Here is an 18,035-nt window from a genome sequence, read left to right as displayed (position 1 = left end):
GCGGCTCGGGGCGAGGGACGGGAGGCGGTCGGGGTCGGGGCGGTCGGCGGTCGGGGCCGGGGGGGCCGGGGCTCGGGGCGGTCGGGGCTCGGGGCGGTCGGCTCAGAGGCGGCGCAGGCCCGCCAGGACGCGTTCCATCAGGCCCAGGTCCGGCTGGTCGGCGGAGGCGGTGTCGTGGACGTCGATCAGGCCGCGCTCCGCCATGTCGCCGAGCAGCACCTTGGCCACGCCCAGGGGCAGGCGCAGGAGGGCGGCCACCTCGGCGACCGACCGCGGGCGGTCGACGAGGCCGATCACCTCGTGGTGCTCGGCCTTCATCCCGTCCGGGTAGTCCCAGTCCACCGCGGAGACCAGGGTCTCGACCTCCAGCTGGTAGGACGAGGTGGTGCGCCCCCCGGTCCACGAGTAGGCGCGGACGATCGACGCCGCCTCCTCGCGGGGGTACTCGAAGTCGGCGTCCCCGTCGTCGTCGAACCCGTCGTCGAACCCGTCGCCGAACCCGTCGTCGAACACCGGCCGGTGCGGCCTGGTGTCGCCGGTGTCGGCGGACACCTGCTCGGCCGCTCTCGGCTTGTCCGGCCGGCGGCGGCGGGAGTCCAGGCTGAACCCGTTGAGCAGGTTGGCGAACGCCTGGTCCGACGACCCCTCGGGGTCCTGGTCGTGGTTCATGACCACCTCACGCGGACGGGCGGGCCATCATCCGCTTCGCGCCGTGGAGCTGGGCGCGCAGCTCGGGGGTGAGGAGCTGGCCGACCTGGTCGACCACGACGGTCATCTCGTAGGCGACCTGGCCGACGTCCGCGTCCGGCGCGGCCAGCACCGCCAGGCACGAGCCGTCCCGGATCGACATCAGCAGCATGATCCCGTGCTGCATCTCGACCACCGACCTGAGCACGCCGCCGCCGTCGAAGCAGCGCGCCGCCGACTCGGTCAGGCTCGCCACCCCCGCCGCGATCGCGGCCAGCTGGTCGGCCCGGTCCTCCGGCAGGTTGCTGGACGCGGTGAGCAGCAGGCCGTCCACCGAGATCACCACCGCGTGGGCCACCCCCGGCACGCGATCGGCGAAGTTGCTCACCAACCAGCCGAACTGATCGACCTGGCGGGACTTCTGCGCGCTCATCCGTTGCTCTCCTGACCGGTTCGGTTCTCCCCGGACCCCTGCACACCTTGCCTGATGCCGGTCTGGTAGCTGGCCAAAAATCCGCGTGTCGCCTGCGGATCCCTCCGTACGGGTGCCACCGCATCGGGTGCGCCCGGCCGTTCGGCCGCCAGGTTCTCCACCAGGTTCTTGCGCGGCTGCCTCTTCGGCAGGCCGGACGCGTTGTCGGACACGGGCGCCTCCCCGCGCTCGTGGTCTTCCGGCGCGCGGTGGCGCGCCGGCTCGGCCGGTCCGGGCGACACCGGGGTGCCGCCGAACCACGTCGACCCGTTCCGCTTCGGCGCGGGAGCCGGGGCCGGGGCCTTCGCGGGCGCCGGCGCGGTGGGGGTGGACGCGTCGGGGGTGCGGCCGCTGAACGGCGACCAACCGTCCTCCCCCAGCGGCACGGCGGGCGGGAGCGGCGGGAGCGCCGGGGGCATGACCAGCGGGGTCGACCCGGTGACCGGGGACCGCGGCAGCACCGGCTGGGGGCCGGTGGACGGGGACCCGGTGGACGGGGACCCGGTGGGCAAGCCGTGCGCCGGGACGCGCTGCGCGCCGAAGCCGTCGGAGCCCGCGAGGCGCTGCGGGAGGCCGGCCGCGGAGTTGCCGTTCACGGAGTTGCCGTTCACCGGGACGGCCTGGACCGGCACGCCCCGCCCCGGGGTGGCGCGCGCGGGCAGCGGCCTGCCGGGCACCGCGCCGACCGCGCGGACCAGCTCGGTGGGCAGCGCCACCACCGCGCGCAGCCCGTCGCCCTGCTCGCGCAGGACCACCTCGACGCCGTGCCGCCCGGCGAGCCTGCCGATCACGTACAGGCCGAGCTGGCGGGACACGGTCAGCTCGCCGGAGTCCTCGGCCGCGGCCAGCGCGATGCGGCGGTTGGCCTGGGCCAGGTCCTCCTCGGCCATGCCGACGCCCTGGTCCACCACGTCCACCAGCACACCGCCGCCCGGACGGGCGCGACCGCCCACCACGACCTGGGTGCGCGGCGGCGAGAACGTGGTCGCGTTGTCCAGCAGCTCGGCCACCAGCCGCACCAGGTCGCCCGCGGCGTAGCCGACGACCTCGACCGACGGCGTGGTCTGCACGACGACCCGCTGGTACTGCTCGATCTCGGACGCGGCGGCGCGCAGCACGTCGCCCAGCGGCACCGGCCGGGTGAAGCGGCGGGCCACGTCGCTGCCGGAGAGCACCATCAGGTTCTCGTTGTTGCGGCGCATCCGGGTGGCGAGGTTGTCGAGCTTGAACAGGTTCGCCAGCTGCTCGGGGTTCTCCTCCTGGCGCTCCAGCTCCTCCATGAGCTTGAGCTGCCGCTCGACCAGGCCCTGGCTGCGGCGGGACAGGTTGGTGAACGCGTTGCGCATCGCGGCACGCAGGTCGGCCTGCTCGGCGGCGGAGCTGACCGCCTGCCGGTGCACCGCGTCGAAGGCGCGGGCCACCTGGCCCAGCTCCTCCCGGGTGTGCACGGGCACGGGCTCGACGACCACGTCGTGGGCGCTGTTCTCGCGCAGCTGCGCGACCAGCGCGGGCAGCCGGTGCTCGGCCACGTCGAGCGCCGAGGTGCGCAGCGCCCGCAGGGAGCGCAGCAGGTAGCTGCCGACGATGAAGCCGATGCCCGCCGCGGCGAACAGCGACGCCAGCAGGATCACCGACGCCGCGCCGGCCCGGTCGCTGGTGGCGTCCTGGAGGCGGGCGGCGGCGTCGTCGAGCTGGTCCTCCAGCGTCCGCAGCACGACGCCGATCTGCCGGAGGGTGCCGCGCGAGCTGCTGTTCCACTCGTCCACCGGCACGTCGTTGGAGACCACGGCGGGCAGGCTGCGGACGTACTGGAACAGCCGGTTGCGGGTGTCCACGTCCGGGCTGGCGACCGTGGCCCGGTAGTCCTGCTGCTGGCGCGGCGTGGCGACGGCGGAGAAGTCGGCGAGCTTGTCCTCCTGGCGGGTCCAGGACTGCTCCAGCATGGTCCGCTCGTTGGCCAGCAGCGTGCCGCGGCTGACGCCCGCCAGCACGGTGGCCTGCTGCCAGGACACCTGCTCGGCGGCCATGGCGAGGTTGTGCAGGGCGGTGGCGGTGCCGGACAGGGCCGGGTCGCCGAAGTCGCCGACCATGGCCTGGTCGAAGTCCATCAAGGCGCGCAGCACCACGCTGTAGCCGCCGATGCCGCCCGCCAGGTCGACGCTGCCCGCGAGCACGCGGTCGCGCAGCTGCGGCAGGCCGTCGAGCTGCACCACCACGTCCTGGAAGCGGGCGCCGGCGACCTCGCCCAGCCTGGCGCGGGCCACCAGGTTCTCCACGCCCGCGGCGGCCGTGTCGGTGGTGCGGACCTGGGTCCGGAAGTCGTCCACGTCGACGCCCTGGCCCTCGGCGCGCTGCGCGGCCATCGCGCGTTCCGCCTGCACGCCCTCGATGAGCGGGTCGAGCCCGGAGCGCAGGGTCACCAGCCGCTGCATCGCGGCGTAGCCGTCCGAACTCGCGACGTAACCGCGGATCTGCACCAGACCCGCGCCGACCGCCACGAGCACCGGCACCGCCAGCACGGCGGCGAGCTTGATCGGCAGGCGCCAATTCCGCCAGTCCGCGACGGCGGACCACCACTGCCGGCGCGAGTTGTTGTCGCCAGTCACCAGACAAGCCCCGGAAAGTCCGTAGTTGTTTCAAAGTTGAACGACGCCGACTCTTTATGACGGCGGGCAGCGGGTGTTGCTGCGCGATAGTAAGTGGTGGACTGGCCCGGGACAACGACCTTGCGGTCCGTCCTCATCCGATTGGCGCAGCGTGACGATCCCGCGCTCCGTCGGACGCCTGTTGAGACATCGTGCGACGTCGCAGCGGAGCGACCCGCGCGAAGCCGGCCACCCGGTTGCCGAGGAGGCGTTGACTGGCGGGCCGGCGCGGTTACGCTGAGCACTCGCCAGCGGTCCACGCGATCCCCCGCGCGCGGCGTGGCAAATCCCCGTGGAGGATTGATGACGAAGGCGATCCTGCCCTCGACGGATTCGAGACCGGCCCGCGGCGGGCGCGGCTTCGCGACTTTCGACGAACCGCCCGCGCCCCTGTTGGTCGACGAGTCCGGCGACCCCGACTTCGTCGCGCTCCAGGCGAGCGAGGACTTCCGCGAGCTGCGGCGCCGGACGACGATCTTCATCGTTCCCGCCACGTGCGGCTTCCTGCTCTGGTACCTGGGTTACGTCGCGCTGTCGGCGTACCTGCCGGAGTTCATGGGCACGCGGGTCTACGGGGTGGTCAACGTGGGGCTGCTGTTCGGGCTGCTCCAGTTCGCCACGACGATCGCGCTCACCCTGGCCTACGCCCGGTACGCGCGGCGCCGGCTCGACCCGCAGGTCGCCGCGGTGCGCGCGCTGACCGACGAGGAGCGGGCCTGATGGGCGGCAACACCGCGCTCAACCTGGGCGTGTTCGGCGTCTTCGTGCTGATCACGCTCTACGTCGTGTACCGGGCGGGCAGCCGCAACGCCACCGCGTCGGACTACTACGCCGCGGGCAGCAGCTTCACCGGGCCGCAGAACGGCATCGCCCTGTCGGGCGACTTCCTGTCCGCCGCGTCGTTCCTGGGCATCTCGGGCAGCATCGCGGTCAACGGCTACGACGGGTTCCTGTACTCCATCGGCTGGGTGGTCTCCTGGCTGATGGGCCTGATGATCATCTCGGAGCGGCTGCGCAACACCGGCCGGTTCACCCTGGGCGACGTGCTGGCGTTCCGGATGCGGCAGCGCCCGGTGCGCGCGGCGGCGGCGAACGTGACGCTGGTGATCTCGCTGTTCTACATGATCGCGCAGATGGCCGGCGCGGGCGCGCTGATGGCGCTGCTGCTGGACGTGCACACCAAGGGCGGCCAGGCGGTCGTCATCGCCGTGGTGGGCATCGTCATGGTGCTGTACGTGCTGGTGGGCGGCATGAAGGGCACCACCTGGGTGCAGATCATCAAGGCCGTGCTGCTGGTGGTGTGCGTGACCCTGATGACGGTGTTCCTGCTGGGCAAGTTCGGGTTCAGCCTGTCGTCGATCCTGGAGACCGCGTCGCGCAACACCCCGCTGGGCCCGGAGGTGCTGGAGCCGGGGGCCCGGTACGGCGGCACGCCGCTGGCCCGGCTGGACTTCATCTCGCTGGCGCTGGCCCTGGTGCTGGGCACCGCCTCGCTGCCGCACGTGCTGATGCGGTTCTACACCGTGCCCAACGCGCGCGAGGCGCGGCGCTCGGTGGTGTGGGCGACGTGGATGATGGCCGCGTTCTACCTGTGCACCCTGGTGATCGGCTTCGGCGCGCTGGCGCTGGTCGGCGCGAACGCCATCACCAAGGCGCCGGGCGGCGAGAACTCGGCCGCGCCGCTGCTGGCCTACGAGATCGGCGGCGCGGTGCTGCTGGGCGTGGTGAGCGCGGTGGCGTTCGCGACGATCCTCGCGGTGGTGGCGGGCCTGACGCTGACCGCGTCGGCCTCGTTCGCGCACGACGTGTACGCCAACGTGATCAAGCGCGGCCAGGCCGACCCGCGGTCGGAGGTCAGGGTGGCCCGGCTGACCGCGGTCGTGGTGGGCCTGCTGTCGATCGCCGGCGGCATCGCGGCCAACGGGCAGAACGTGGCGTTCCTGGTGGCGCTGGCGTTCGCGCTGGCCGCGTCGGCGAACCTGTCCACGATCATCTACTCGATGTTCTGGAAGCGCTTCAACACCAACGGCACCCTGTGGGCGATCTACGGCGGGCTCGGCTCGTGCATCGTGCTGCTGGCCTTCTCCCCCTCGGTGTCGGGCTCGCGGAACTCGATCTTCCCGGACGTGGACTTCGCCTGGTTCCCGCTGAGCAACCCGGGCCTGGTGTCGATCCCGTTCTCGTTCCTGTGCGGGTTCCTGGGCACGGTGCTGTCGAAGGAGCGGGCCGACCCCGCCAAGCAGGCGGAGATGGAGGTCCGCGCGCTGACCGGGATCGGGTCGGGGCTGCGGTGACGTCGGGGCTGCGGTGACGTCGGGGCGCGGCCGGGTCCGGCGGTCTGGCCGGGCCTGGCGGTCCCGCCGGGCCTGCCGGGTCCGCCCGACCTAGCGCCGCGCCAGCTCCGCCCGCACCGCCGAGGCGAAGCGCAGCGGCGCGCCCCGGTCGGCCTGCCGGAAGCCCAGCGACGGCTCGACCAGCTCCAGCTCCAGCAGCAGGGGCGAGCCGTCCGCGCCCGGCACCAGGTCCACCCGCGCGTACAGCAGCTCGTGGCGGGGCACGCCGGTCAGCGCCGCGGCCGCGTCCAGCACGTCCTCGGCGACCCGCCGCTGGGCGGGTGAGGGCGACGCGCCGGTCAACCGCTCCAGGACGTAGAGCCCGGACCCGTCCAGCTCGGCGTCCGGGGTGAGCATCGCGCCCTTGGCGAAGGCGTGCGAGTAGTGCCCGCCGAGGAACACCAGCGCCGTCTCGCCGGCCACGTCCACGTTCGCCTGGTACGGCTGCACGAGCGCCCGCACGCCCAGCTCCGCCAGGTGCCGCGCGGCGGTCGCGTGGTCGCCGGCCGCGACGCGCAGCGCGCCCCGGGAGCCGCCGCCGACGGTCGGCTTGACCACGAACTCGCCGTCGGGCCAGTCGGTGAACCCGGGCTCGGCCAGGGCCGTGGGCACCACCGGCGCGCCCGCCCGCGCGAGGTCGAACAGGTAGGACTTGTCGGTGTTCCAGCGCACCACGCCCGCCGGATTGGCCAGGGCCGGCCGCGCGTCGCACCAGGCCAGGAACCCGGCCAGCCGCTCGGGGTAGTCCCAGGTGGCCCGCAGCACGACCAGGTCGGCGTCGACGGGCGTGCCCCAGGCCACCCAGGAGGCGTGCACGCCGACCTCCGCGAGGGCGCCGACCAGCCCGTCCTCGTCACCGTCGCCGGCGGGCAGGGTGGCGCAGGTGGCGAAGAGGACCTTCACCTGCCGGCCATCCTGCGGCGGTGCGCGGGGCCGATCTTCACCGCGGCGGTCGTCTCGCGGTCCCACTCGTGCCGCTCCAGGTCCGGCGTCGCCTCGACGACCGCCTCGGCCGTCGCCACGTCGGGGAGGAACACGTCGCCCATGGCGCCGTCGTCGCCGACCAGCACGAGGCGCGCGCCGGCCCGGCCGACGGGCTCGACGACCGCGCGCGCCGGCTTGCCGTGCGCGGCCACGAACTCCGACGCGCTCTTCACCGCGCGGTCGACCTTCTTCGCCCCGGTCTTCTTCTCCTCAGCCACGCCGCCCAGATTAGGACCTGCCGGTGTCCTCCGCGCGCGTGACCGCCCTCACCCGGCCGCCGACGCACCCGGGCGGCCCGACGCGGACGACCACCCACCCGAACCACCAACGGGCAGGGCCCCACGGGTTTCGCGGCTCCGCGCGGCGGCCTCGACCAGCGGGTAGCTTCCGTCCTCGTGACTGCGAAGACCGAGGCCGACCGACTGGTCGGCGAATTCCTGGCCTGGCACTTCGACCGCGCTCCCGGCAACGCGGCGATGCTCGGCTCGCCGGCCCACGACCACACGCTCGGGGATTTCTCCGCCACCGCTTTCGCCGATGCCGAACGCGAGGCCGGCTCGTGGCTGGCGCGGTTCACCGCGCTGGAGACCGACGACCTCCAGGAGTCGGTGGACCGCGACCTCGTGGTGTCGGTGCTGCGCGGGGAGCGGGCGAAGGCGTCGTGGCCCGCGTGGCGGCGTGATCCCTCCGTCTACACCGGCGCGGTGCTGTTCCCGCTGTTCAGCGCCTTCCTCAACCGGCTGCGGCCGGAGCCGGAGCTGGTCGCGAGCGTGGTGCGGCGGCTGGCCGAGGTGCCGTCGGTGCTCGCCGCGTGCCGCGCGAACCTGGACCCGGGGCTGGCCTCGCCGAAGATCGTGCTGCGCGCCGCGGCGCAGGCGAGGACCGGGCGGGCGTTCCTGACCGGCACGCTGCCCGCCGAGGTGGCCGACCCGGCGCTGCGGGCGGAGCTGGCGGGGGCCGCGGAGCCGGCCGCGCGGGCGTTCGACGAGCTGGCGGCGTTCCTGGACGGGTTCGCGGAGCGGGCCACCGGGGACTGGCGGATGGGCGAGGCGCTGTACTCGACGCTGCTGCGCGAGCAGGAGGTGCTGGGATACGGCGCCGCCGAGCTGCACGAGCGCGGCCGCTCCGCCTACGCGGAGCTGGAGGCCGAGCTGCGGGAGCTGGCCGGCGCGGACGACTGGCACTCGGTGATGGCGGCGCTCCAGGACGACTTCCCGCCGACGCCGGAGGCGATGCGCGCGGAGTACGAGGCGGAGACGCGGCGGGCGCGGGCGTTCCTGGTGGAGCACGGCCTGGTGACCCTGGCCGAGGGCGAGGAGTGCCGGGTGGTGCCCTCGCCCGCGTTCCAGCGCCCGGTGCTGGCGGTGGCCTCCTACATGTCGCCGCCGCCGCTGACCGACCGGCGGGTCGGGCACTTCTTCGTGCCGTCCCCGCCGGAGGAGTTCACCGCCGAGCAGGTGGAGCAGCGGCTGCGCACCAACTCGCGGGCGCAGCTGGCCACGATCGCGGTGCACGAGGCGTACCCCGGCCACCACTGGCACCTGTCCTGGCTGGCCGCGCAGGACCGGCCGGTGCGCAAGGTGTTCCGCACGCCGTACTTCTCCGAGGGCTGGGCGCTCTACTCGGAGAAGCTGTTGCGGGAGCACGGGTTCTTCACCACGCGGGCCCAGGAGCTGGCGCACGTGGAGGCGCGGCTGTTCCGGGCGGCGCGGATGGTCGTGGACACCGCGCTGCACTGCGGCGACATGGGCGTCGAGGAGGCCGAGGAGTTCATGTCCACCAAGACCTCGCTGACGCCGGGCACGGCGACGGGCGAGGTCACCCGGTACTGCGCGTGGCCGACGCAGGCGCCGTCCTACCTGACCGGGGCGCTGGAGATCGACCGCATCCGCGCCGAGCACACCGGGTCGCTCCGCGAGTTCCACGACACCGTCGCCGGGTCGGGGGCGCTGCCGCTGGGCCTGGCCAGGCGGGTTGCTCTCGGCAGGTGAGACGGCGGAACAGGGCGCGGACGCGCCCGGTTGACGCTGGGAGTACGGCTCCGGGAACGGACGACCCCGAGATGTGGAGGACGGATGCCCAAGGCAGTGGTGGTGCGCGCGACGGGTGGACCCGAGGCGCTGGAGTTCGCCGAGGTCGAGGCGCGCTCGCCCGGTGCGGGCGAACTGCTGGTGGACGTGGCCGCGGCGGGGGTGAACTTCATCGACTGCTACCACCGGGAGGGCCGCTACCCGCTACCGCTGCCGTTCGTGGTGGGCCTGGAGGGCGCGGGCCGGGTCAGCGCGGTGGGCCCGGACGTGGCGGGTTTCGCGGTGGGCGACCGCGTGGCGTGGTCGCAGGCCCCCGGCAGCTACGCGGAGCAGGTCGTGGTGCCGGCGGCGGGCGCGGTGGCGGTGCCGGAGGGGGTGGACGACGACACGGCGGGCGCGCTGCTGCTCCAGGGCCTGACCGCGCACTACCTGGTCGCCTCCACCTACCCCGTCCGGGAGGGTGACGTGGTGCTCGTGCACGCCGCCGCGGGCGGGGTGGGCCTGCTGCTGGTGCAGCTGGCCAAGGCGCGGGGCGCGCGGGTCATCGGCACGGTGTCGACCGAGGCCAAGGAGGCGCTGGCCCGGGAGGCCGGCGCGGACGAGGTGATCCGCTACGACCGGGTCGACTTCGCGCCCGAGGTGCGGCGGCTGACCGACGGCGCCGGTGTCGCGGCCGCCTACGACGGCGTGGGCCGGACCACGTTCGACGGGAGCCTGGCGAGCCTGCGGCCGCGCGGGGTGCTGGCGCTGTTCGGCGCGTCCAGCGGGGCGGTGCCGCCGGTCGACCCGCAACGGCTCAACCAGGCGGGCTCGGTGTTCCTGACCCGGCCGTCGCTGGGCGCGCACCTGGCCACCCGGGAGGAGCTGGAGTGGCGGGCGGGCGAGCTGTTCGCGGCCGTCGCCGACGGGTCCCTGCGGGTGCGGGTCGGCGGGCGCTACCCGCTGGCCGAGGCCCGGCGCGCGCACGAGGACCTGGAGGGCCGCCGCACCACGGGCAAGCTGCTGCTGACGCCCTAGCCGCGGGCGCCCCACACGGACGGAGGGCCCCGACACGGGCGGAGGGCCCCGGCGACGTGCCGGGGCCCTCCGCGCGTTCCGGAGTGGGTCGGGTTCCGGGGTGGTCGGCTTTCGGGGCGGGTCAGCCCTCCTGGACCGCGACCGCGTCGACCACGAAGATCAGCGTCTCGCCGGGCTGGATGTCGCGGTTGCCCTGGGGGTAGCCCAGGTCCGGCGGCACGACGAGCAGGCGCCGCCCGCCCTCCTTGAGCCCGACCAGGCCCTGGTTCCAGCCCTCGATGACCTGCGCCTGGCCGACGTTGGCCACCTCGAACGGTTGGCTGCCCCAGGACGACTCGCGGGTCTGCCGGTCGCGGAAGGTCGCCAGCACGTAGTTGATCGTGGCCGTGGAGCCGGGCCGGATCTCCGGGCCGGTGCCCTCGGTGAGGTCCCGGACGACCAGGCCGTCCTTCGGCGTGCAGCCGGTGGGGACCGTGATGGTCGGCTCCTCCCCCGCCGCGCCCGACACCTGGTACTGCGCCTCCTCGCACGGCGGCCCGCTCGGCTCCGCCAACTCGGCGCCGGTGGGCTCGGCCTCGGTGGGCGCGGCCTCCTCGGGAGCCGGGACGGTCGCGGGGGCGGTGTTGGTGAGGGTGGACGGTCGGTCACTAGCGGTGCACGCGGTGAGCGCCAGACCGGCGGACAACAGGGACGCGAGGGCCAGGGCCGTACGGCCGACAGTACGCATGGTTGCCGAGCCTAGGGTGCGACCCCGGGTAACGCGCCGCAGGGCCCACCAGCAGGCCCAACGCCGGTCACGGTGCGCTGTCGTTGATCTTCCGTCGAATCCGCAAATGTGCCACTAATTACCGCTTCCGCCGTTGCGTACTCGCGCGTACAGTTACTGCGCGCACTTGATCGGATACCGAGAGCATTCGACCGTTCGAGTGGCGATTCCAAGGAGGTGACCCCGTGCGCGCGGAGCCGAAGGGCGTCCGCAGCAATCTGTTGCAGGAATTGTTCTGGACCCGGACGGGCCTGCTGCTGCTGACACTCGTCGTGGTCTCCGGGGCCTGCCTGGCCATTTCGAGCCCGATGCCGCCGAGCGGTCTGCGCGCCTTCCTCACCACCGCGGGCACCAGCATCCTGATCTCGGCGGTGGTCGGCTTCTGGCAGACCCTGATCACCAGCACGGCCGCGCGCCGGTCGCTGGTGGAACCGGTGGTCGAGGAGAGCCGCAAGGCGCTGCACGAGCTGACCGCCGAGTACCGGGCGCTCGACCGCGAGTTCTTCCCCAGCCACGTGTTCGAGCCCACCGCCAAGCCCGACCCGGCGTTCAACCAGGTGATGATGCAGGACCTGGAGCGGACGCGGCTGTACGCGTTCCGCGGCTTCGCGGGCCGCTACGCGGCCTGCCGGCTGCTGCTGTCCCAGTCGGAGTGCGAGCTCAGGGCGGTGCTGGCCGACCCCAGGGACGAGGACGCGATCAGCGGGCGCGCCCGCTACCTGCTGCGGCACGAGGGCGCGGACGGCGACTACGACACGATCGTGGCGCGGCTGCGCGAGCAGATCCACGTCGGTCTGGTGGGCCTGTTCCTGGCCCGCGGCCGCGGCTCGCGCATCGACCTGACCATCGTGTCGGACCCGCCGCTGGACCGGATGGAGCTGTTCGACGACAGCGTGTGGCTGACCCTCTACAGCAACACCAGCGCGGGGGTGGTGCGCCCGTACCCGCGCACCCTGCGGTTCACCGAGGGCTCGTTCATCTACGGCATGGAACGCGCCGAGTTCCTCCGCATCAGCAATTCCAAGGCGGGGCTCCACATCGTCATCACGCCGGGCACCACCCGGGCGGACTTCCTCGCTCTCTTCGAGAAGATCACCGGGAACTCGCTCGACGAGGACGGGTTCCGGGCGCTGGAGGGGAAGTTCCACCGGTTCCGCAAAGAATTCGCCGCCTTCGCCCAGTTGGGGAGCTGATAAACCGTGCTGACCGAGTTCGCCGGGACCTCCGCCGTCGCGGAGCTCGCCGCCCTCCTCTCCGTGGCCGACCCCCCTGTCGCCGACCACTGGAGCCACGTCGAACGGGGGTTCCGGGACTGGATCGGTCGACCCGACCTGCGGGTGAGGCTGCGCGGGCACCTGCGCACCCTCTCCCCGCGGGAGCAGGCGCGCGTGGCCGCGAAGTCGCGCGAGACGACGACGCACTTCGCGTGGTGCCTGCGCGACGAGGCGGCCGAGCCGTTCACGTTCTGGCTGCACGAGTACAAGCCGCAGCGGGACTGGCGGCAGGGCTACGCCGATTCGGTGCACAACCACCGCTACCACTTCTGCACGGTCCTGTTGCAGGGCTCCTACCTGCACGAGCGGTTCAGCGTGGACCTGGCCGACGGCGGCGGGGCGATCCTGTCGACCACGCTGCTGCGCCGGTCCGCGGCGGCCGAGGGCCACTCCGGCACGATGCTGGCCCACGAGTTCCACCGCATCCCCGAGGCCGCGGACGACACCATGACGTTCCTGGTCAAGTCCCGCGCGGTCCGCCCGTGGAGCCTCAGCTTCGACCCGAACACCCGCACGAGTCACCGCCACGTGCCCGTCGAGGCCAGGTTGGAGGACCTCACGAACAGCATGTAACGGCCGCGGGCGGTCGTCGCCCGCCTCTACCATCGGCCCACCCGGCACGGGAGGGGTCCCGATGAGCACTGTCACGAACATGGTCACGAGCGCCGTCACGAGCACCGTCACGGCGGAGGCGATCTCGGAGGTGGAGCGCGAGGTGTGGCGGCTGTGCCGCGACCTCGCGCCGAAGCTCCAGTTCCACGGCTGGCACCACGTCAGCTTCGTGCGCGACAAGGCGGTCCACTTCGCCCGGCGCAACGGCGCGGACGCGCCGCTGGTCGAGGTGGCGGCCCTGGTGCACGACGTCAACTACATGGTCCGGCGCAACTCGCTGCCCGTGGACGGGCGCCGGCTGCGGCTGGACATCCTGGAGCGCGCGGGGGTGCCCGACCACCTCGCGCGGCGAGTGGACCGGGTGGTCGAGGAGGCCGAGATGCGCACCCGGGACCGCAACATCTCCCCCGAGGCGCAGGCCCTGTCCGACGCGGACACCCTGTTCAAGGCGCTGCCGGTGACGCCGGTGGTGCTCGCGCCGCGCTACCTGGAGGAGAACGGCATCACCCTGCGGGAGCTGGCGCACAAGATCGTCGGCGAGCAGCGGGACAAGCACGACGAGGGCTACTACTTCTACGACCCGGAGGCCGCGGCCACCTACTCCCGGTGGGCCACGGCCAACCTGGAGCTGTGGTCGTGCATCGTCGAGTCGCTGGACGACCCGAGCGTCACCGAGCTGCTCTCGGCGGTGTCCTGACCACACCCGGTGACGGGCCGCCCCACCAGATCACCTGGAGGTGTGGCGGCCCGTCCGGGAGCTCCTCGACCCGACCGCGGTCGGGCCCCGGTCAGAAGGGCAGGCCGAGCACCGGCAGGCCGATCACCGCGTCCACGGCGAGGCCGCAGAACACCAGCATCAGGTACAGGTTCGACAGGTGGAAGAACCCCATGGTGTTCGTCGAGCCGCCGCGCCGCACGACCCCGTGCAGCCGGTGCGCGAACACCACGAACCACACGCCCGACACGGCGGCCACCGCGACGTAGACCCACGAGGTGACCGGCGCCAGCAGCAGCGTGCACACCACGGTGACCCAGGAGTAGATGACGATCTGCCTGGTGACCTGCTGCGCGGTGGCCACCACGGGCAGCATCGGCACGCCGGCCCGCGCGTAGTCCTCCTTGAACTTCATCGCGAGCGCCCACGTGTGCGGCGGCGTCCAGAAGAAGATCACGCCGAACATCACCAGGGCGGGCCACGCCACCGCGCCGGTCACCGCGGACCAGCCGATGATCACCGGCATGCAGCCGGCCATGCCGCCCCAGATGATGTTCTGCGAGGTCCGGCGCTTGAGCACCAGGGTGTAGACGAAGATGTAGAACAGGATCGTGGCCACCGCGAACGCGGCCGACATGAGGTTCGTGGTCAGCCACAGGAAGCCGAACGAGACCACCCCGAGCACCACGCCGAACACCAGCGCGTTGCGCGGCGGGATGGTGTTGCGGGCCAGCGGCCGGGCGCCGGTGCGCTTCATCACCGAGTCGATGTCGGCGTCGACGTAGCAGTTCAGCGCGTTCGCCGAGCCCGCCGCCAGGGTGCCGCCCGCCAGGGTGCACGCGATCAGCCACAGCGGCGGCAGGCCGCGCTGGGCCAGCAGCATCGCCGGGATCGTGGTGATCAGCAGCAGTTCGATCACCCGCGGCTTGGTCAGCGCCACGTACGCCCCGACGACCTGTCGGGGCGACCGCGCCGGGGCCTCGGTGACGGCACTCATCGCAGGGCGCTCCTCGTCGGGGTCAAGGGGATGAGCAGATCGTAACCAGGGGTTCCCCCACCGGCCCGTTCGGGTAGTCCCTGATCGCACGAACTACGCCTGTGCGTACACCCACAGAGCGTGTGACGGCACGCGCGTCCTCTGGCCGGACTAGGCTGGCCGGCGGACCTTGGTAACCGCGGATCGGACCTGACGGAAACGATTGAGTTCACCGCCAGCCGTCACCCGTAACCGCCTATGCGAGTTTGGAGCTGGAAGTCAGTGTCCGTCACCGATGACATTGCCCGGTTGACCGAAGCCCACCTGCCCGAGGACTGGACCGACCTCGACAAGCGCGCCGTGGACACCGCCCGCGTGCTGGCCGCGGACGCGGTGCAGAAGGTGGGCAACGGCCACCCCGGCACCGCGATGAGCCTGGCGCCGCTGGCCTACTCGCTGTTCCAGCGGGTCATGCGGCACGACCCCGCGGACGGCGACTGGTTGGGCCGGGACCGCTTCGTGCTCAGCGCGGGCCACTCCAGCCTCACCCTCTACGTGCAACTGTTCCTCAACGGCTACGGCCTGGAGCTCGACGACCTGAAGGCGCTGCGCACCTGGGGCTCGAACACCCCGGGCCACCCCGAGCACCGCCACACCCCCGGCGTGGAGATCACCACCGGCCCGCTGGGCCAGGGCCTGGCCTCGGCGGTCGGCATGGCGATGGCCGCGCGCCGCGAGCGCGGGCTGTTCGACCCGGACTCCCCGGTCGGCGAGAGCCCGTTCGACCACCACATCTTCGTGATCGCCTCCGACGGCGACATCGAGGAGGGCGTGACCAGCGAGGCGTCCTCGCTGGCCGGCACCCAGCAGCTGGGTAACCTCACGGTGATCTACGACGACAACAAGATCTCCATCGAGGACGACACCACCATCGCGCTGTCCGAGGACACCGCGAAGCGCTACGAGGCGTACGGCTGGCACGTCCAGGTCGTCGAGGGCGGCGAGAACGTCACCGGCATCCTGGAGGCGCTGCGGAACGCCAAGGACGAGGTCGACCGGCCGTCGTTCATCCTGCTGCGCACGATCATCGGCTTCCCGGCGCCGACCAAGCAGAACACCGGCGCGGCCCACGGCGCGGCGCTGGGCGCCGACGAGGTGGCCGAGGTCAAGCGCATCCTGGGCTTCGACCCGGAGCAGACCTTCGAGGTCGCGCCCGAGGTGCTGGAGCACACCCGCGCCGTGGTCAAGCGCGGCGAGCAGGCCCGCGCCGAGTGGCAGCGGTCGTTCGACGCGTGGGTCGAGGCGAACCCGGAGCGCAAGGCGCTGCTGGACCGGCTGCTGGCCGACGAGCGGCCCGAGGGCTGGACCGACGCCCTGCCGTCGTGGGACCCGGACCCCAAGGGCGTGGCCACCCGCAAGGCGTCCGGCGAGGTGCTCGGCGCGCTGCGCGACGTGCTGCCGGAGCTGTGGGGCGGCTCGGCCGACCTGGCGGAGTCGAACAACACCACGATGAAGGGCGCCGACTCGTTCGGCCCGGAGTCGATCTCCACCAAGATGTGGAACGCCGACCGCTACGGCCGCACGCTGCACTTCGGCGTCCGCGAGCACGCCATGGGCTCCATCCTCAACGGCATCGCGCTGCACGGCCCGACCCGCCCGTACGGCGGCACGTTCCTGGTCTTCAGCGACTACATGCGCCCGGCGGTCCGGCTGGCCGCGCTGATGAAGTCGCCCGCCATCTACGTGTGGACGCACGACTCCATCGGCCTGGGCGAGGACGGCCCCACGCACCAGCCCATCGAGCACCTGGCCGCGCTGCGCGCCATCCCGGGCCTGAACGTGGTGCGCCCCGGTGACGCCAACGAGACCGCCGCGGCCTGGAAGGTCACCGTGGAGCGCCGCAACGGCCCGGTGGGCCTGGCGCTGACCCGGCAGAACCTGCCGGTGCTGGTGGGCACCAAGGAGAAGGCCCCCGACGGCGTGGCGCGCGGCGGCTACGTGCTGGAGGGCGAGGGCGAGCCGGAGCTGATCCTCGTCGCCACCGGCTCCGAGCTCCAGATCGCGGTCGAGGCCCGGAAGGTGTTCGAGTCCGAGGGCATCGCCACCCGCGTGGTGTCCATGCCGTGCGTCGAGTGGTTCGACACCCAGGACGAGGGGTACCGGGAGGGCGTGCTGCCGTCCTCGGTCAAGGCGCGCGTGGTGGTGGAGGCGGGCATCGCCCAGCCGTGGCACCGGTTCGCCGGCGACGCGGGCGAGATCGTCTCCATCGAGCACTTCGGCGCCTCCGCGGACTACCAGACCCTGTTCCGCGAGTTCGGCTTCACCACCGAGAACGTCGTCGCCGCGGCGCGGCGGTCGCTGGCCCGGACCCGCTAAGACCTCTTCCAGGGAGATGACGACGTGAGCAGCAACCCACTGGCCGACCTCAGCGCGGCGGGCGTGTCGATCTGGCTGGACGACCTGTCCCGGGAACGCCTCGACACGGGCAACCTGGCGAGCCTGATCGCCGAGCACCACGTGGTCGGCGTGACCACGAACCCGACCATCTTCGCCGCCGCCCTGTCGAAGGGCTCGGCCTACGACGCGCAGGTCCGCGAGCTGGCCGCGCGCGGCGCGGACACCGACGCCGCCGTGCGCGAGGTGACCACGACCGACGTGCGCAACGCGTGCGACCTGTTCCGCGACACCTACAACGCCACCGACGGCGTCGACGGCCGGGTGTCGATCGAGGTCGACCCGCGCCTGGCCAAGGACACCGAGCGCACCGCGGCCGAGGCGCTCGACCTGTGGAAGACCGTCGACCGGCCGAACCTGATGGTCAAGATCCCGGCCTCGGTCGAGGGCCTGCCCGCGATCACCCGGACCCTGGCCGAGGGCGTCAGCGTCAACGTGACGCTGATCTTCTCCGTCGAGCGCTACCGCCGCGTGATGGAGGCGTTCGTCGCGGGCCTGGAGCAGGCCAAGGCCAACGGCCACGACCTGCGCACCATCCACTCCGTGGCGTCGTTCTTCGTGTCCCGGGTGGACGCCGAGATCGACAAGCGGCTGGACGCGCTGGACGACCCGCGGGCGGAGGAGCTGCGCGGCAAGGCCGCCATCGCCAACGCCGTGCTGGCCCACGCGGCGTACCAGGAGACGTTCCAGGGCGCCCGGTGGGAGGCGCTGGCCGCCGAGGGCGCCCGCGCGCAGCGCCCGCTGTGGGCCTCCACCGGCGTCAAGGACCCGGCCTACTCCGACACGCGCTACGTCGACCAGCTGGTCGTGGCCGACACGGTCAACACGATGCCCGAGAAGACCCTGCACGCGGTCGCCGATCACGGCAAGATCGTGGGCGACACCGTGTCCGGGCGGGCCGCCCAGGCGCAGGAGGTCTTCGACGGGCTCGTCGAGGTCGGCATCGACCTCGACGACGTGTTCGTCACGCTGGAGACCGAGGGCGTCGACAAGTTCGAGAAGTCGTGGGCCGAGCTGCTGGAGACGGTGACCGGACAGCTGGACCAGGCCAAGGGCTGAGGACGAGGACA

General features: G+C 72.8%; 16 protein-coding genes. 9 read left to right on the top strand and 7 right to left on the bottom strand.

The genetic code is table 11. The features are described from left to right. Positions 1–102 precede the first annotated feature (102 nt). From ACFP3R_RS32995 to ACFP3R_RS32985, 3 genes are read right to left on the bottom strand one after another with little or no spacing between them, the layout of a single operon-like run. A complete protein-coding gene (locus ACFP3R_RS32995) occupies positions 103–669 on the bottom strand; it encodes a DUF742 domain-containing protein (RefSeq protein WP_380642036.1) in 567 nt (188 codons plus the stop codon). Between the two features lie 7 nt (positions 670–676). Then, entirely contained in the window at positions 677–1,120 is a 444-nt protein-coding gene (locus tag ACFP3R_RS32990) for a roadblock/LC7 domain-containing protein (protein ID WP_380642033.1), read from the bottom strand. Next, on the bottom strand, positions 1,117–3,765 hold the full coding sequence (locus ACFP3R_RS32985; RefSeq protein WP_380642030.1) for a nitrate- and nitrite sensing domain-containing protein: 2,649 nt from the start codon (positions 3,763–3,765) through the stop codon (positions 1,117–1,119). Before ACFP3R_RS32985 ends, ACFP3R_RS32990 begins: the two co-directional genes overlap by 4 nt. A gap of 342 nt (positions 3,766–4,107) precedes the next feature. On the opposite strand from ACFP3R_RS32985, the gene ACFP3R_RS32980 reads away from it, so the two are divergent. Then, positions 4,108–4,524 carry a DUF485 domain-containing protein gene (locus tag ACFP3R_RS32980; protein WP_380642027.1) on the top strand — a complete coding sequence of 139 codons (417 nt, stop codon included), beginning with the start codon at positions 4,108–4,110 and terminating at the stop codon, positions 4,522–4,524. Next, a complete protein-coding gene (locus ACFP3R_RS32975) occupies positions 4,524–6,098 on the top strand; it encodes a solute symporter family protein (protein WP_380642024.1) in 1,575 nt (524 codons plus the stop codon). The genes ACFP3R_RS32980 and ACFP3R_RS32975 overlap by 1 nt, the downstream gene beginning before the upstream one ends. A gap of 90 nt (positions 6,099–6,188) precedes the next feature. Here ACFP3R_RS32975 and ACFP3R_RS32970 read toward each other — a convergent pair whose 3' ends face one another. Together ACFP3R_RS32970 and ACFP3R_RS32965 are read right to left on the bottom strand one after the other, a co-directional pair. Continuing rightward, a complete protein-coding gene (locus ACFP3R_RS32970) occupies positions 6,189–7,040 on the bottom strand; it encodes an ATP-grasp domain-containing protein (RefSeq protein ID WP_380642021.1) in 852 nt (283 codons plus the stop codon). Further along, positions 7,037–7,339 (bottom strand): hypothetical protein, encoded by a 303-nt coding sequence (locus ACFP3R_RS32965; protein ID WP_380642018.1) that lies wholly within the window; start codon positions 7,337–7,339, stop codon positions 7,037–7,039. The genes ACFP3R_RS32970 and ACFP3R_RS32965 overlap by 4 nt, the downstream gene beginning before the upstream one ends. A 177-nt stretch (positions 7,340–7,516) precedes the next feature. On the opposite strand from ACFP3R_RS32965, the gene ACFP3R_RS32960 reads away from it, so the two are divergent. Both ACFP3R_RS32960 and ACFP3R_RS32955 read left to right on the top strand, forming a co-directional pair. Then, positions 7,517–9,112 (top strand): DUF885 domain-containing protein, encoded by a 1,596-nt coding sequence (locus ACFP3R_RS32960; protein ID WP_380642015.1) that lies wholly within the window; start codon positions 7,517–7,519, stop codon positions 9,110–9,112. A gap of 84 nt (positions 9,113–9,196) precedes the next feature. Next, complete coding sequence (locus tag ACFP3R_RS32955) at positions 9,197–10,168, top strand: quinone oxidoreductase family protein (RefSeq protein WP_380642013.1); 972 nt, start codon at positions 9,197–9,199, stop codon at positions 10,166–10,168. Between the two features lie 121 nt (positions 10,169–10,289). On the opposite strand, the gene ACFP3R_RS32950 is transcribed toward ACFP3R_RS32955, so the two are convergent. Continuing rightward, positions 10,290–10,895 (bottom strand): FKBP-type peptidyl-prolyl cis-trans isomerase, encoded by a 606-nt coding sequence (locus ACFP3R_RS32950; RefSeq protein ID WP_380642011.1) that lies wholly within the window; start codon positions 10,893–10,895, stop codon positions 10,290–10,292. Between the two features lie 224 nt (positions 10,896–11,119). Between ACFP3R_RS32950 and ACFP3R_RS32945 the strand changes: the two genes are divergently transcribed. From ACFP3R_RS32945 to ACFP3R_RS32935, 3 genes are all read left to right on the top strand, one after another. Continuing rightward, on the top strand, positions 11,120–12,127 hold the full coding sequence (locus tag ACFP3R_RS32945; RefSeq protein ID WP_380642009.1) for a hypothetical protein: 1,008 nt from the start codon (positions 11,120–11,122) through the stop codon (positions 12,125–12,127). Positions 12,128–12,133: 6 nt separating this feature from the next. Continuing rightward, positions 12,134–12,781, top strand: a complete 648-nt coding sequence (locus ACFP3R_RS32940; RefSeq protein WP_380642006.1) for a hypothetical protein — start codon at positions 12,134–12,136, stop codon at positions 12,779–12,781. Positions 12,782–12,860: 79 nt separating this feature from the next. Next, complete coding sequence (locus ACFP3R_RS32935; RefSeq protein ID WP_380642082.1) at positions 12,861–13,517, top strand: HD domain-containing protein; 657 nt, start codon at positions 12,861–12,863, stop codon at positions 13,515–13,517. Positions 13,518–13,608: 91 nt separating this feature from the next. Here ACFP3R_RS32935 and ACFP3R_RS32930 read toward each other — a convergent pair whose 3' ends face one another. After that, positions 13,609–14,532, bottom strand: coding sequence for a heme o synthase (locus tag ACFP3R_RS32930; protein ID WP_380642004.1), 924 nt, complete (start codon positions 14,530–14,532; stop codon positions 13,609–13,611). A 237-nt stretch (positions 14,533–14,769) separates the two neighbouring features. Here ACFP3R_RS32930 and tkt point away from each other — a divergent pair, with 237 nt between their 5' ends. Together tkt and tal are read left to right on the top strand one after the other, a co-directional pair. Then, the gene (tkt, locus tag ACFP3R_RS32925) at positions 14,770–16,887 is read left to right on the top strand and encodes a transketolase (protein WP_380642001.1); all 2,118 of its coding nucleotides are present in this window, start codon (positions 14,770–14,772) and stop codon (positions 16,885–16,887) included. A gap of 24 nt (positions 16,888–16,911) precedes the next feature. Beyond that, entirely contained in the window at positions 16,912–18,024 is a 1,113-nt protein-coding gene (gene tal / locus ACFP3R_RS32920; protein WP_380641999.1) for a transaldolase, read from the top strand. The last annotated feature ends 11 nt before the right edge of the window (positions 18,025–18,035 follow it).

The organism is Saccharothrix lopnurensis, assembly GCF_042658445.1.
GTDB classification, from domain to species: domain Bacteria; phylum Actinomycetota; class Actinomycetes; order Mycobacteriales; family Pseudonocardiaceae; genus Actinosynnema; species Actinosynnema lopnurensis.
This window is presented reverse-complemented; position numbering and strand designations above follow the sequence as displayed.

What these genes read in the sequence shown, in the direction of transcription:
- ACFP3R_RS32995 (WP_380642036.1), bottom strand. Translation starts at nt 669, where the DNA reads ATGAACCACGACCAGGACCCCGAGGGGTCGTCGGACCAGGCGTTCGCC.
- ACFP3R_RS32990 (WP_380642033.1), bottom strand. Translation starts at nt 1,120, where the DNA reads ATGAGCGCGCAGAAGTCCCGCCAGGTCGATCAGTTCGGCTGGTTGGTG.
- ACFP3R_RS32980 (WP_380642027.1), top strand. Translation starts at nt 4,108, where the DNA reads ATGACGAAGGCGATCCTGCCCTCGACGGATTCGAGACCGGCCCGCGGC.
- ACFP3R_RS32975 (WP_380642024.1), top strand. Translation starts at nt 4,524, where the DNA reads ATGGGCGGCAACACCGCGCTCAACCTGGGCGTGTTCGGCGTCTTCGTG.
- ACFP3R_RS32955 (WP_380642013.1), top strand. Translation starts at nt 9,197, where the DNA reads ATGCCCAAGGCAGTGGTGGTGCGCGCGACGGGTGGACCCGAGGCGCTG.
- ACFP3R_RS32950 (WP_380642011.1), bottom strand. Translation starts at nt 10,895, where the DNA reads ATGCGTACTGTCGGCCGTACGGCCCTGGCCCTCGCGTCCCTGTTGTCC.
- ACFP3R_RS32935 (WP_380642082.1), top strand. Translation starts at nt 12,861, where the DNA reads ATGGTCACGAGCGCCGTCACGAGCACCGTCACGGCGGAGGCGATCTCG.
- ACFP3R_RS32930 (WP_380642004.1), bottom strand. Translation starts at nt 14,532, where the DNA reads ATGAGTGCCGTCACCGAGGCCCCGGCGCGGTCGCCCCGACAGGTCGTC.
- tkt (WP_380642001.1), top strand. Translation starts at nt 14,770, where the DNA reads ATGCGAGTTTGGAGCTGGAAGTCAGTGTCCGTCACCGATGACATTGCC.